Source organism: Caulobacter sp. BE264, from assembly GCF_031457805.1.
Classification (GTDB): Bacteria; Pseudomonadota; Alphaproteobacteria; order Caulobacterales; family Caulobacteraceae; genus Caulobacter.
Genome location: NZ_JAVDXI010000002.1, coordinates 551,864 through 565,363, shown reverse-complemented (window position 1 = coordinate 565,363; position 13,500 = coordinate 551,864). Strand labels below are relative to the sequence as shown.

General features: G+C 69.2%; 14 protein-coding genes and 2 pseudogenes. 9 read left to right on the top strand and 7 right to left on the bottom strand.

From position 1 onward, the window contains the following. The first annotated feature begins 19 nt into the window (after positions 1-19). Entirely contained in the window at positions 20-214 is a 195-nt protein-coding gene (locus tag J2X45_RS07970; RefSeq protein ID WP_310213449.1) for a hypothetical protein, read from the top strand. A gap of 6 nt (positions 215-220) precedes the next feature. Here the strand turns inward: J2X45_RS07970 and J2X45_RS07965 are convergent, their stop codons facing one another. After that, positions 221-1,045, bottom strand: coding sequence for a tetratricopeptide repeat protein (locus J2X45_RS07965; RefSeq protein WP_310213446.1), 825 nt, complete (start codon positions 1,043-1,045; stop codon positions 221-223). 83 nt (positions 1,046-1,128) lie between these two features. On the opposite strand from J2X45_RS07965, the gene J2X45_RS07960 reads away from it, so the two are divergent. Together J2X45_RS07960 and J2X45_RS07955 are read left to right on the top strand one after the other, a co-directional pair. Next, on the top strand, positions 1,129-2,529 hold the full coding sequence (locus J2X45_RS07960) for a M17 family metallopeptidase (protein WP_310213444.1): 1,401 nt from the start codon (positions 1,129-1,131) through the stop codon (positions 2,527-2,529). Beyond that, positions 2,526-3,362 carry an NlpC/P60 family protein gene (locus J2X45_RS07955; RefSeq protein WP_310213440.1) on the top strand — a complete coding sequence of 279 codons (837 nt, stop codon included), beginning with the start codon at positions 2,526-2,528 and terminating at the stop codon, positions 3,360-3,362. The genes J2X45_RS07960 and J2X45_RS07955 overlap by 4 nt, the downstream gene beginning before the upstream one ends. An 18-nt stretch (positions 3,363-3,380) precedes the next feature. On the opposite strand, the pseudogene J2X45_RS07950 reads toward J2X45_RS07955, so the two are convergent. After that, a pseudogene (locus J2X45_RS07950) lies at positions 3,381-3,482 on the bottom strand (hypothetical protein); the annotation flags it as partial. Between the two features lie 90 nt (positions 3,483-3,572). Further along, complete coding sequence (locus J2X45_RS07945; protein ID WP_310213438.1) at positions 3,573-4,259, bottom strand: cytochrome c family protein; 687 nt, start codon at positions 4,257-4,259, stop codon at positions 3,573-3,575. A 156-nt stretch (positions 4,260-4,415) separates the two neighbouring features. Here J2X45_RS07945 and J2X45_RS07940 point away from each other — a divergent pair, with 156 nt between their 5' ends. Together J2X45_RS07940 and J2X45_RS07935 are read left to right on the top strand one after the other, a co-directional pair. After that, complete coding sequence (locus J2X45_RS07940; RefSeq protein WP_310213435.1) at positions 4,416-5,153, top strand: 3-deoxy-manno-octulosonate cytidylyltransferase; 738 nt, start codon at positions 4,416-4,418, stop codon at positions 5,151-5,153. After that, positions 5,150-6,001 carry a prephenate dehydratase gene (locus J2X45_RS07935; RefSeq protein ID WP_310213431.1) on the top strand — a complete coding sequence of 284 codons (852 nt, stop codon included), beginning with the start codon at positions 5,150-5,152 and terminating at the stop codon, positions 5,999-6,001. The genes J2X45_RS07940 and J2X45_RS07935 overlap by 4 nt, the downstream gene beginning before the upstream one ends. Before the next feature lie 59 nt (positions 6,002-6,060). On the opposite strand, the pseudogene J2X45_RS07930 reads toward J2X45_RS07935, so the two are convergent. The 4 genes and pseudogenes from J2X45_RS07930 to J2X45_RS07915 form a co-directional block, all read right to left on the bottom strand. Continuing rightward, positions 6,061-6,177: pseudogene (locus J2X45_RS07930) on the bottom strand (hypothetical protein); the annotation flags it as partial. A 4-nt stretch (positions 6,178-6,181) separates the two neighbouring features. After that, entirely contained in the window at positions 6,182-7,519 is a 1,338-nt protein-coding gene (locus J2X45_RS07925) for an ATP-binding protein (protein WP_310213429.1), read from the bottom strand. A 140-nt stretch (positions 7,520-7,659) separates the two neighbouring features. After that, entirely contained in the window at positions 7,660-8,361 is a 702-nt protein-coding gene (locus J2X45_RS07920) for a response regulator (RefSeq protein ID WP_310213427.1), read from the bottom strand. Beyond that, positions 8,358-8,864 carry a MarR family transcriptional regulator gene (locus J2X45_RS07915; protein WP_310213425.1) on the bottom strand — a complete coding sequence of 169 codons (507 nt, stop codon included), beginning with the start codon at positions 8,862-8,864 and terminating at the stop codon, positions 8,358-8,360. Before J2X45_RS07915 ends, J2X45_RS07920 begins: the two co-directional genes overlap by 4 nt. A gap of 80 nt (positions 8,865-8,944) precedes the next feature. On the opposite strand from J2X45_RS07915, the gene J2X45_RS07910 reads away from it, so the two are divergent. The 4 genes from J2X45_RS07910 (at position 8,945) to J2X45_RS07890 (ending at position 13,500) form a co-directional block, all read left to right on the top strand. Then, positions 8,945-9,835 carry a branched-chain amino acid aminotransferase gene (locus J2X45_RS07910; RefSeq protein WP_310213422.1) on the top strand — a complete coding sequence of 297 codons (891 nt, stop codon included), beginning with the start codon at positions 8,945-8,947 and terminating at the stop codon, positions 9,833-9,835. A gap of 223 nt (positions 9,836-10,058) precedes the next feature. Further along, positions 10,059-12,224, top strand: a complete 2,166-nt coding sequence (locus J2X45_RS07900; RefSeq protein ID WP_310213419.1) for a TonB-dependent receptor — start codon at positions 10,059-10,061, stop codon at positions 12,222-12,224. Next, positions 12,134-13,318 (top strand): PepSY domain-containing protein, encoded by a 1,185-nt coding sequence (locus J2X45_RS07895; protein WP_310213417.1) that lies wholly within the window; start codon positions 12,134-12,136, stop codon positions 13,316-13,318. The genes J2X45_RS07900 and J2X45_RS07895 overlap by 91 nt, the downstream gene beginning before the upstream one ends. Next, positions 13,288-13,500, top strand: a complete 213-nt coding sequence (locus tag J2X45_RS07890; RefSeq protein WP_310213414.1) for a hypothetical protein — start codon at positions 13,288-13,290, stop codon at positions 13,498-13,500. Before J2X45_RS07895 ends, J2X45_RS07890 begins: the two co-directional genes overlap by 31 nt.

Here is a 13,500-nt window from a genome sequence, read left to right as displayed (position 1 = left end):
TCGGTTTGGGACAGGTGCGATGGATTATCAGGGCAAGGGGCCTCCGGTTCGCGTGTTCGCGGAGGAGGAAAAGGGCGGCGCGGCGCTTGAGATGGCGCTGCTGCTGGGTCTTGCGGCGTTCTTCGCCTTCACGCTGAAGCACGTTATGGCGACGCCGCTGCTGACCACCTTCACCAAGGCCACCCAGGTGATCAGCCAGGCCTTGGCGGGGTAGGGGCGCTTAACGCCCGCCGCCGGCCCGCATGGCGTCCCAGCTCCGCGTCTGGCCGGCCTGGCCGACGGCGGCGCGTAGATAGGACAGGTTGTTGGCGACCTGCTCGGGCGGCAGGTCGGCGCGGACCAGCTTCTCGGCTTCCGGCAAACGGCCCTGCAGCCCGACCACCAGGGCCAGATTCTGGCGCACCTGGATGGTCGCCGACGGCAGGGCGACGGCGCGACGGAGTTGGGCTTCAGCCCCAGCCAGGTCGCCCTTGGCGGCCAGATGCATCGCATAGTTGGCCAGCGGGGTGGCTTCGTTGGCGCCCAGCGTGATCGCCTGTCGGTGCGCGGCTTCGGCTTCCTCGTCCCGCTCGGCCTGCTCGTAGGCGACGCCCAGCAGGGTCAGCGGACGCCAGTCCTTGGGCGACAGCGCGGCGACCTTGCGGGCGGGCTCGATCGCATAGAAGCCCTGGCCTCGGGCGATGTGGGCGCGCGCCAGTTCCAGCAGCAGCGCAGCGTCATCGGGATGGGCGATCAGGCCCTTGGTCGCGGCGATGACGGCCTCATCGGCCCGGCCCAGGGCGCGCAGCGACCTGGCCAGGCCCGCGCCGGCCTCGGCGTCGCCCGGATCGACCTCGAACTCGGCGCCCCAGAAGGCGGCCTGGGCCAGCGGGTCCAGACGGCGCGCCTCGGCCCGCTGTTGCGGCGAGGCCTTCACCGGCGCCGGCGCGGCCTTGGCCGTCTTGCCGGCGTCGGCCTTGGGCGGATCGGCGGCGAAGACCGGGGGCGCCAGGACCAGGGCCATGGGGGCGAGAACGGTTGCGATGAGCGCGCGCTTGCGACACATGAAGACAAGTCTCCAGAAGGTGCGCGCATCATCCCGCGCGGGCCTCAAGGAATCGTTAAGCATAGTTTTTAAGGGTTTCGCCGATGACCGACGCCGCGCATCCGATCCTCGCCCAGGCTGTCGGCCGGGCGATCCCGGTGCATCCCGTGGTCGAGTCCGAGGTCGAGGCGTTTCTGGCGAAAAAGCGCGCGCCGGTAAGGACTTATGCGGCCGCCAACAAGTTCGCGGGCAAGGCCGGCCAAGTGCTTGCGATCCCTGGCGCCAGCGGGGCGATCGAGCAGGTGCTGATGGGCGTGGGCGCAGGCCGCGCCGATCTGTCGCTGCTGCGGGGTCTGGCGGGCAAGCTGCCGGCCGGCGATTACGTCCTCTCGCGTCTGCCCAAGGGGCTGGACGGCGAGCAGGCGGCCCTGGCCTTCGCGCTCGGGACCTATCGCTTTGATCGCTACAAGAAGCGCGGCGAGCCGATCCCGCGTCTGGTGGCCCCCAAGGGTGTCGACGTCGCCTTCGTCACCGCCCTGGCCCACGCCTGCGCCCTGTGCCGCGACATGGTCAACACCCCGGCCAACGACATGGGCCCGCTGCAGATCGAAACGATCGCTGGCGAGATCGCCGAGAAGTACGGCGCGACCCTTTCGGTCGTGCGCGGCGATGACCTGCTGAAGGAAAACTATCCGGCCGTCCACGCCGTGGGCCGCGCCGCCGTGGACGCCCGCAGTCCCCGCATGATCGAGGTGGCCTGGGGCGATCCGTCCCACCCGGTGCTGGCCCTGGTGGGCAAGGGCGTGGTGTTCGACACCGGCGGCCTCGACATCAAGCCCTCGTCGGGCATGCGCCTGATGAAGAAGGACATGGGCGGCGCCGCCCACGCCCTGGCGCTGGGGCGCATGGTCATGGAAGCGCGCCTGCCCGTGCGTCTGGTGATCCTCCTGCCGGTCGTCGAGAACGCCATCGCTGGCGACGCCATGCGGCCGGGCGACGTGCTGCAGACCCGCGCGGGCCTGACCGTCGAGGTCGGCAACACCGACGCCGAGGGCCGGCTGATCCTGGCCGACGCCCTGACCCGGGCCGCTGAGCTGAAGCCTGCCCTGACCCTGGACTTCGCCACCCTGACCGGCGCGGCGCGGGTGGCCATGGGGCCGTTCGTGATCCCGTTCTGGACCGCCGACGACACCCTGGCCGGCCAGATCGAGACCGCCTCTCGCAAGGTGTCCGACCCGCTGTGGCGCCTGCCCCTGACCGAGGCCTATCGCGACGCGCTGGACAGCGACATCGCCGACCTGAAGAACGACCCCGACGGCTGGGCCCAGGCGGGCGCGACCACGGCGGCGCTGTTCCTGCAGCGCTTCGCCCCGAGCGAAGGAAGCTGGGCGCACTTCGACGTCTTCGCCTGGAACCCGAAGGGCCGCCCCGGCTATCCGGTGGGCGCCGAGGTCCAGGCCATCCGCGCGGCCTTCGCCATGCTGCAAGCCAGGTTCGCCCGATGAGCGCGCCCGACCGCCGCCTTACCCTGGTCCGCGATGGCGTGGCGGACCGCCGCCTGGAGGGCCTCGTCGCCGCCGACCGCTTCGCCGACGTCACGCCGATGCAGGTCAGTTCGCCGATCGCCAGCCTGCGCAAGGCGCCGGAGCCGAACGCCGAGCAGGAAGACCAGCTGGTCTTCGGCGAGCTGTTCGACGTGCTGTTCGAGGTCGGCGATTTCGCCTTCGGCCAGGCCCGGCGCGACCGCTATGTCGGCTATGTGCTGCTGGAGGCCCTGTCGGCGCCGGTGCTGACGCCGGATCATCGCATCGCCGCGCCGCGCACCTACGCTTTCGCCGAGCCGGACATCAAGTCGGCCATCGTCGGGCTCTACAGCCTGAACGCTCTGGTCACAGTCGAGGCGCGGGAAGGGCGGTTTGCGAAGGGCGCGCGGTCGGGCTGGTTCGTCGAGCATCACCTAGCGCCGGTCGGCCGCTTCGAGACCGACTATGTCGCCGTCGCCGAGCGCTTCCTGCATGCGCCCTATCAGTGGGGCGGCCGGGAGAGCCTGGGCCTGGACTGCTCGGCCCTGGTGCAGCAGGCCCTCTACGCCTGCGGCCGGGCCTGTCCGCGCGACACCGACATGCAGCGGGACTTCTTCCCGGAGATCGCCGAGGCCGACCGCCGACGCGGCGACCTGGTGTTCTGGAAGGGGCACGTGGCGATCCTGCTGGACGCCGACACTATCCTGCACGCCAACGCCCACCACATGGCCACCGCGATCGAGCCGTTGGCCGAGGCGATCGCGCGGATCGCAGCGACGCCAACGGGCGGGGTGCTGGGGTATCGGCGGGTCTAGCGGGGAGGGGGCGCTAAGCCCTCGCCCTTCGACAAGCTCAGGGTGAGGGCGACTGTCAGCGTCGCCTGGCACAAAATCCTCATCCTGAGCTTGTCGAAGGACGAGGATTTCCATGCGCATGAGCGCCCGCGCTAAGCGCGGACACAAGCAAACAAAAAGGCCGCGGCGCTTTCGCGTCGCGGCCTCTTCGTATCGGATGTCGAAGAGCCTTTAGGCCTTCGGCGCGGCCGGAGCGGCGGCGGCCGGGGCGGCCGGGGTCGCGGCGGCGCCGGCGGCGGGCGCAGCGCCCTCGGCGGCCGGAGCAGCGCCTTCAGCAGCCGGAGCGGCGGCGTCGGCCGGAGCGGCGACGGGACGCGGCGGCGGAACCGGCAGCTTGCTGCCCAGGCTGTGCATGTAGGCGATCATCGCCACGCGATCTTCGGACTTCTTGAGGCCGACGAACGTCATGTTCGTGCCGGGCACGTACTTGCCCGGAGCCTTCAGGAACTCATACAGGTGATCGTAGTCCCAGATCGGGGTCTTGGCGGCGAAGTCCTTCATGCCGGTCGAGTAGTTGAACCCGGCGTGAGCGGCCGGCTTGCGACCCACCACGTCCCACAGGCCAGGGCCGGTGCCGTTGGCGTTCGAAGCGTCGAACTTGTGGCAGGCGGCGCACTTGGCCGCGACAGCCTGGCCGGCGGCCACGTTGGCGGGGGTCAGGACGGCGTTCCAGTCCGGCAGGGTCTCAACCGCCGCCGCGCCGCCTTCGGCGCCTTCTTCCTGGACCGCGATCTCGTAGCCGGCCTTCTCGACTTCGTGCTTGGCGAAGACGATCGAGGACGCTTCCCGCAGACCGAAAATAACGAGGCCGGTCAGCAGCACGCCGCCAGCGATCTTGTTGAACGTCAGGTCGCTCATTTCAGCCTTGTCAGCCTCTTATCGGCCCGTCGAACGGCGGGCTTGAAACCCGCGCGCCGGAATCACAAGGACGAGTCTCCAGCGCGCGTCATGTTGCGCTCGCGTCTCTTACACGCTACCGCCCCTCGCGCAACAGGGCGGCGGAGATTTGAACCGATGAACCCCCTCATTCTGATCCCGGCTCGGATGGCCGCGACCCGCCTGCCGGGCAAGCCCCTGGCCGATATCGGCGGGGTTCCGATGATCGTGCGCGTCCTGCGCCAGGGCCTCGAAGCGGGTATTGGTCCCGTCGCGGTGGCTGCCGGCGACCCGGAAATCGTCGAGGCGGTTCAAAAGGCTGGCGGAACCGCCGTGCTGACCGACCCGGATCTGCCGTCGGGTTCGGACCGGATTCTGGCGGCGTTGGCGCAGCTGGATCCGGGGTTCGAGCACGACGTGGTGATCAACCTGCAGGGCGACATGCCCTTCGTCGACCCGGCCGTGCTGTCCGACTGCGCCCGAATACTTAAGGAGTTCGGCGACGCCGATATCGCCACCGTCGTGGCGCCTGAGTCCTCGCCCGCCGACCGCGCCAACCCGGACGTGGTCAAGGCCGTGCTGGCCATGGAAGAGGACGGCCAAAGCGGCCGGGCCCTCTATTTCACCCGCTCCACCCTCTATGGCGACGCGCCCGTCTGGCGCCACATCGGCATCTACGGCTATCGCCGCGAGGCGCTCGAGGCCTTCAACGCCGCCGCGCCCTCGCCGCTGGAAAAGCGCGAAAAGCTGGAGCAGCTGCGCGCCATGGAGCTGGGCCTGACCATCCGGGCTGCGGTGGCCAAGACCGCCCCGATCTCCGTCGACAGTCCGTCCGACCTCGAAGCCGCCCGTCGGCAGGCTGGGAACCAAGCATGAGCATCCTCAAGAAGATCGCCTTCCAGGGCGAGCCCGGCGCCAACAGCCACGAGGCGTGCCGCACCTACTTCCCCGACTACGAGGCCTATCCCTGCAAGACCTTTGAAGAGGCCTTTGAGGCCATCAAGTCGGGGATTGCGCAGCTGGGCATGATTCCGATCGAGAACTCGATCGCCGGCCGCGTGGCCGACGTTCACCACCTGCTGCCGGCCTCGGGCCTGAAAATCATCGGCGAGCGGTTCAAGCCGATCCGCTTCCAGCTGATGGCCAACAAGGGCGTCAAGCTGGAGGACATCAAGGTCGTCAGCTCGATGCCAATCGCGCTGAGCCAGTGCCGCAATAGCCTCAAGCGCCTGGGCGTCGAGACCGAGGCCGCCGGTGACACCGCCGGCGCGGCCAAGGCCCTCGCCCTCAAGCCCAACCCGACCCACGCCGCCGTCGCCCCCGCCCTGGCCGCCGAGATCTACGGCCTCGACATCCTGGCCCGCGACATCGAGGACGAGCGCCACAACACCACGCGCTTCCTGGTGATGACCGCCGACAAGGCCCCGGCCGCGCCGGACTTCACCCACCGCTGCGTGACCAGCTTCGTCTTCCGCGTCCGCAACCTGCCCGCCGCGCTCTACAAGGCGCTGGGGGGCTTTGCGACCAACGGCGTCAACATGACCAAGCTGGAAAGCTACATGGAGGGCGGGAACTTCACGGCGACCTTCTTCTACGCCGAGGTCGACGGCCGTCCCGAGGACCGTAACCTGGCCCTGGCCCTGGACGAACTGAAGTTCTTCTCCGAGCGCTTCGAGATCCTGGGCGTGTATCCGGCCGATCCGTTCCGGGATCGGGGGGCGTAGCGCCCCTCAAAGGTCCACAATATCGTGTCATCCCGGTCGCAGCGAAGCCGGGGTTGTCGCCTCAGAGGCCGTCCTCGCCCTTCGACAGGCTCAGGGTGAGGACGACTGTTCGCCTAGGTTCGCCCAAAATCCTCATCCTGAGCTTGTCGAAGGACGAGGATTTCCCCCAGCAGCAGCCGCCTACCCCGGCAGCCGGATCAGCGCCCGCAGGCCGCCCAGCGCCGAGCGGGACAGCACCAGATCCCCGCCCAGGCCCCGGGCCATGTCGCGGGCGATGGCCAGCCCCAAGCCCACGCCCTTCTCGTTCTGGTTCCGGCTCTCGTCGAGCCGCGAGAAGGGCTTGAAGGCCTCTTCGTACTTGTCTTCGGGGATGCCGGGGCCGTCGTCGTCGACGGCGACGTCTACCCCGCCGGTCTGGCGCGGGCTGACGGTGACGCGCACGCGGTCGGCGTGGGCCACGCCGTTGTCGATCAGATTGGCCAGGGCCCGGCGGAAGGTGAGGGGGCGCAGGCGGGTCTCCAGCCCTTGGGTGATCTCGGTCTCGATCGCCGCCCCGCCGCGCTCGGCGTCGGCCACCACGCCCTCGACCAGCTCCGACAGGTCGACCACCTGGATCGCCTCGCCGCCCTCGCCGCGGGCGAAGGCCAGGTACTCGTCGATCATGTGCTCCATCTCGGCCAGATCGCCCTTCATGGCCTCCATCTGCTCGCAGGGCTCGGCCATGGCCATTTCCAGCTTCAGCCGGGTCAGCGGCGTGCGCAGGTCGTGGCTGACGCTGGCCAGGAGAGCCGTGCGCTGCTCGATATGGCGCTGGATGCGCAGCTTCATGGCGATGAAGGCCAGGGCCGCCTGGCGCACCTCGCGCGCGCCGTGCGGCTTGAAGTCCGGATCCTCGCCCCGGCCAAAGGCGTCGGCGGCCTCGGCCAAGCGCTCGATGGCCCGCACCTGGTTGCGGATGAACAGTATGGCGATGGCCGTCAGCAGCATGGTGGCCACCACCATCCACAGGATGAAGATGTGGCCCTGGGTGGCGTAGGCGCGGTCGCGCAGGGCGTAGATCTGCAGCACCCCGCCGTCGACCTGCACGCGGATGTCGATATAGGCGCGGTAGCGGGTCGTATCGAACCAGAACGGGTTGTCCAGCCGGTCCTCAAGCGCCTTGTCTAGCGAGCGATCCAGGGCCGCGAACAGCGAGGGACGATGGCTGGTCGGCAGCTTGCGGCCCTTCTGGAAGGCGATCGACAGCGACAGCGAGTCTTCCGCCCGCTTGGCCAGCTTCTCGACGGCGGCGGGGCTGGGATCATCCTCGTAGGACTGCACGGCCCAGGCAATGTCGCCGGCCAGACCTTCCGACAGCTTTGAGGTCACGCTCTGCCAGTGCGCGTCGAAGAACGCCCAGGTCACGGCGATCTGCATGATCGCCACCGGCAGGATGATGATCAGCAGGCTGCGCCCGAACAGCGTGGTCGGCAGCAGACGCTTCAGCGCCGGCGGGATGTCGAGGCGGGTGAGGGGCACCTAAATCCTCCCCCCAGCGGGGGAGGTGGCGCGAAGCGCCGGAGGGGGAAGAGGACAACCCCGCCGCCGGCCGACTTCCCCCTCCGTCCGCTGCGCGGACACCTCCCCCGCGAGGGGGAGGATTTGGACAGCGCCCCCCATCAATCCGGCGCCAACCGGTACCCAACCCCTCGCACCGTCTGCAGGTAGCGCGGGTTCTTCGGGTCGGGCTCGATCTTGCGGCGCAGGCGGGTGACCTGGACGTCGACGGCGCGGCCGGTGGCGTCGGCGGTGTCGCGGGCCAGCTCCAGGCGGTCGACCGGTTCGTGCAGCGAGCGGGCCAGACGCCGCAGCAGCGTCACCTCGGCCTCGGTGATCCGCACGGCCTCGCCGTCGCAGGTCAGCTCGCCCCGGTCGGCGTCGAAGGTGCAGCGCCCCAGACTCAGCGCCTTGGGGCCCACCGGACGGGCCGCCGAGCGGCGCAGGATGGCCTCGATGCGCAGGAGCAGCTCCTGCGGCTCGAACGGCTTGCCCAGATAGTCGTCGACGCCGCTGGACAGGCCCTCGATCCGGTCGGCGGTCTGGTCGCGGGCGGTCAGCATCAGGATCGGCGTGCGGCCGGCCTCGCCGCCCTTGCCGCGCAGGCGCTTGGTGAAGGCCATGCCGTCTTCGCCCGGCATCATGACGTCCAGCACCATCAGGTCGAAGTCCAGGGCCTCGAACAGCTTGTCGGCCCCGGCGGCGCTGGCGGCGGCGGTGACGCGAAAGCCCGCGCGGCTCAGGAATTCCTTGATCAGCTTGCGCAGCCGGTCGTCGTCGTCGACCACCAGCAGGTGGCGTTCGCGGCGCTCGTCAGGGGTCATGTGGGCATCCGTCGTCCGGGGCCGACACCTTGCCGCGATCCGGCCAGCGCCGCCAGGATTCGGCGCGTGCCGGCCACGCCGTCCAGGCCGCCGGTGCGGTAGGCCCGGGCCAGCAGCGCCCGCAGCCGCTCGGCCGTGCGCTGCTCGAAGGCCACGCCCTCGGCGGTCAGGGTGGCGGGGCGGCGGCGGCCGTCCAGATCGCCGGAGATCCGCTCCACCAGCCCCGCCTTCTCAAGGTCGGCCAGGGTGCGGCTGGCGGCTTGTTTCGACAGGCTGGTCAGCTTCGAGAGGTCCTGCACGCCGATCCCCGGCCGGCGACGCAGCAGGAAGGCGGCGCGCCAGTGCGAGCGGCCAAGACCCAGGGCTTCGGTCTCCAGCACCGCGTCCACGGCGGCCCACAGCGCGGCCTCGGCCAGGAGGATCAACTCCAGCCCGCCGTCCAGCTCCTCCTCGCGGAGGATCAGACGGGGATCGTCCGAACCGGGCTGCAGCGGGGCTATCATCGTAACGAGTCCATTTTATTTGACGCATCCCCCCACGGGGCGTCTAAGAACCGCGTTCCCAATAAGGAGGTCTTGGGCCGATGTCTCTGGTTCCCTTCGACGATCGCGACGGTTGGATCTGGCTTGACGGGCAATTTGTGCCCTGGCGCGAGGCGAAGGTGCATGTTTTGACCCATGGCCTCCACTACGCGTCGTCGGTGTTCGAAGGCGAGCGTATGTACGGCGGCGAAATCTTCAAACTGACCGAGCATACCGAGCGCCTGTTCAAGTCGGCCGAGATCCTCGATTTTGAGATCCCCTATACGGTGGCCGAGATCGACGAGGCCTGCAAGGCGACGGCGGCGAAGAACGGCCTGAAGGACTGCTATGTGCGCCCGATCGCCTGGCGCGGCAGCGAGATGATCGGCGTTTCGGCGCAGCACTCCAAGATCCACGTCGCCATCGCCGTCTGGGAGTGGCCCAGCTATTTCGACCCGGCGACCAAGGCCAAGGGCATCCGCCTGACCTGGGCCAAGTACCAGCGCCCGGACCCGAAGACCGCCCCGGTCGCGGCCAAGGCCGCCGGCCTCTACATGATCTGCACCATCTCCAAGCACGCCGCCGAGAAGGAAGGCTATGCCGACGCGATGATGCTGGACTATCGCGGCTATGTGGCCGAGGCGACCGGCGCCAACGTGTTCTTCGTCAAGGACGGCGTGCTGCACACGCCCAAGCCCGACTGCTTCCTGGACGGCATCACCCGCCGCACGGTGATCGACATCGCCAAGGGCAAGGGGATCGAGGTGGTCGAGCGCCACATCCAGAAGGAAGAGCTGTCGACCTTCACCGAGTGCTTCATCGTCGGCACCGCCGCCGAGGTGACCCCGGTCTCGGAAGTCGGCGAGTTCAAGTTCACGCCGGCCAAGCTGTCGCTGGACCTGATGGACACCTACGCCGCCCTGGTGCGCGGCGAGGCCATGGCGGCGGCCTGAGGTTTTATCCTTCTCCCCCTGCGGGAGAAGGTGTCGGCGAAGCCGACGGATGAGGGGTTTCTCGGTACGGCCGTGCGACCCCTCACCCGACCCGCTGCGCGGGTCACCCTCTCCCGCAAGGGGAGAGGGAAAAGCGCGAGTCTCCCTCATCCCGGGGAGGAAAGAGTTGAAACGTCACTGAAGGCCAGATATTGCGACGCACTCGCATTCGCAGGATCTTCCAATGTCGTCTCGTCTCGCCCTTCTGCTGTCGTCCGCCCTGTTGGGAGGCGTCGTGGCCAGCCCCGCCTTGGCGCGCCAGGCCGAGACGACGCGCGTCGATGAAGTGGTCATCACCGGCTCGCAGGTACGCCTGCCGCCCGCCTACGCCGGCGACCAGGTCGCCAAGGGCGCGCGCGTCGGCCTCTTGGGCGCGCTGGACACGATGGACACCCCGTTCGCCATCACCAGCTACACCGAAGCCCTGATCCGCAACCAGCAGGCCCGCAGCGTCGCCGACGTGCTGCAGAACGACCCGACCGTTCGCATGACCAAGGGCTTCGGCAACTTCCAGGAGCTGTACGTCGTTCGCGGCTTCCCGGTCTATTCCGACGACATGACCTATAACGGTCTCTACGGCGTGCTGCCGCGCCAGTTCGTGGCGGCCGAGCTGATCGAGCGGGTTGACGTGTTCCGCGGCGCCAACGCCTTCCTGAACGGCGCGGCCCCCGGCGGCAGCGGAGTCGGCGGCGCCTTCAACCTGACGCCCAAGCGCGCGTCCAGCACCCCGCTCACCCGCTTCACGGCCGGCTGGGACGGCGGCGAGCAGGTCTATGGCTCGGCCGACATCGCCCGCCGCTTTGGCCAGAACGACGCCTATGGCGCGCGCGTGAACTTGGGCCTGCGCGGCGGCGAGACCGCCGTCGACGGCGAAAAGCGCGACCTGACGGTGCTGGGCCTGGGTCTGGATCGTCGCGGCGACCGCGCCCGCTTCTCGGCCGACCTCGGCTGGCAGGATCACCGCATCGAAGGCGCGCGTCCGACCGTGACCCCCGCCGGCGCCATCCCCAAGGCCCCTGCGGCCGACAAGAACTTCGCCCAGCCCTGGACCCACACCGACGAGCGCCAGCTGTTCGGCGCGGCGCGCGGCGAGTTCGACCTGACCGACACGGTCAGCGCCTGGGCCGCCCTGGGCGGTCGTCAGGGCAAGGAGGACAACGTTCTGGCCAACCCGACGGCTCTGGCCGACGGGACGCTCAGCGCCTACCGCTTCGACAACGTCCGCAAGGACTCGATCCTGTCGATGGACGCCGGCCTGCGCGCCAAGTTCGCCACGGGTTCGGTCGGTCACGCCATCGTCGCCTCGGTGGCCCAAGTGAACCTGAAGTCGAAGAACGCCTACGCCTTCTCGAACTTCGCGGGCTTCGCCAGCGACCTCTACAACCCGGTGGTCGTCGCCGCGCCGAACCCGAACTTCTTCGTGGGCGGCTCCAAGAGCGATCCGAACGTCACCGAGCGCGTCAAGAACCGCAGCGTCGCGGTGGCCGACACCCTGTCGTTCCTGGACGAGCGCCTGCTGGTCACGGTGGGGGTCCGCTATCAGGACATCCAGACCCGCTCGTATGACTACAACACCGGCGCCCGCAACGGCGCCTATGACGGCGACGCCACCACCCCGGCCCTGGCGGCGGTGTTCAAGCCCAGCGACAAGGTCTCGCTGTACGCCAACTACGCCGAGGCCCTGGTCCCCGGGAAGATCGCCCCGGCCCAGGTCAACGGCGTGGCCGTGGCCAATGTCGGCGAGATCCTGTCGCCGTTCCGCGGCGAGCAGACCGAGATCGGCGCCAAGTACGACGCCGGCGCGTTCGGCGGTTCGATCAGCCTGTTCCGCACCACCCAGCCGGCCGAATACTTCGAAGCCTCCAGTCGTCGCTACACAGCCGGCGGCGAGCAGGAGAACCAGGGCGTCGAACTGACGGTCTTCGGCCAGCCCGCTCAGGGCCTACGCCTCCTGGGCGGCGCCACCTGGCTGGACGCCAAGGTCAACCGCGCCCTGTCGGCTGCGCTGCAGGGCAAGACCCCGATCGGCGTGCCGGAGTTCCAGGCCAATCTGAACCTGGAGTGGGACATCGCCACCCTCGAGGGCCTGACCCTGGAGGGCCGCGTGGTCCACACCGGTTCGCAGCAGGCCAACACCGCCAACAGCGTGTCGCTGGACGCCTGGACGCGCTACGACCTCGGCGCCCGCTACGCCTTCGAGGCCGGCGGCAAGGCGGTCACCCTGCGGGCCCGCGTCGAGAACCTGACCGATAACAACCAGTGGGTCGCGGTCGGCGGCTATCCGGGCGCCAACTACCTGACGCTGGGCGCGCCGCGAACCCTGCGCCTGTCGATCAGCACGGACTTCTAGCGCCGATGAAGGCCCGGACGCTCCGCGCCTGGTCGTGGGCTCACAAGTGGTCGAGCCTGGTCTCGACCGCTTTCCTGCTGATGCTGTGCGTCACGGGGCTGCCGCTCGTGTTCACCCACGAGATCGAGCACGTCCTGATGGAGGAGCCCTGGACGCCCGCGCGTCCGGACGGCCCCAAGCTGACCCTCGACCAGGTGCTGGAGACCGCGCTCGCCCGCAAGCCGGGCGAGGTTCCGGCCTTCATGAGCTTCGACGAGGATCGGCCGGTGGTGAACGTCACCAGCGTCCAGCCGGGCGGCAAGGCGGGGGTCTACAGCTTCCAGCCCATCGACCACACCAGCGGCGATCCCGCCCCGCCGGTCGCCGGGCATCCGGTCATGGAGTTCCTGCTCCAACTGCACACCGACATGTTCCTGGGCCTGGCGGGCATGCTGTTCCTGGGCGCGATGGGGCTGCTGCTGATCGTGGCCCTCGTTTCGGGCGTGGTGCTGTACGCGCCGTTCATGCGCCGGCTGCCCTTCGGCACGGTGCGGGCCAGCAAGCGGGCGCGCACCCGCTGGCTGGACTATCACAACCTGCTGGGCGCGGTGACGGCGGCCTGGGTGCTGGTGGTCGGCGCCACCGGCGTCGTCAACACCCTGGCCACGCCGATCGTCGACTACTGGAAGAACACGGCCCTCAAGGAACTGACGCAGGCCTATGACAGTCCCGTCGCGCCGGGCCAGCGCAGCTCACTGCAGGGCGCCGTCGACAAGGCCAGGGCCGCGCTGCCGGACAAGGAGCTGCAGTTCGTCGCCTTCCCGGGTTCGGACTATTCGACAGACCACCACTATGCGGTGTTCTTCCACGGCAAGACGCCGCTGACCACGCACTTGACCACGCCCGCCCTGATCGACGCGCGCACGGGCGAGCTGGCCGCGATCGCCCCGACGCCCTGGTACGTGAAGACCCTGTCCCTGTCGCAGCCGCTGCACTTTGGCGACTATGGCGGGCTGGGGCTGAAGATCGTGTGGGCGCTGCTTGATATCGCCACGATCGTGATCCTGGCCTCGGGGCTCTATCTGTGGCTGGCCAAGCGGAAGGCCGCGCGATGAAGGCCGGCCATCATCTGACCCTGTGGCAGGTGTTCGGCGCCCCGGCCCTGATCGCGGCCTTCAGCCTGTTTGGCCTGATCGCCGCGCTGCTCGGCGATGGCCTCTGGGACCTTGTGGGCGCGCTGACGCTGGGCGTGTCGGTGATCGCAACCGCCTGGGCGCTGGTCGCGCGGCGGCGTTAG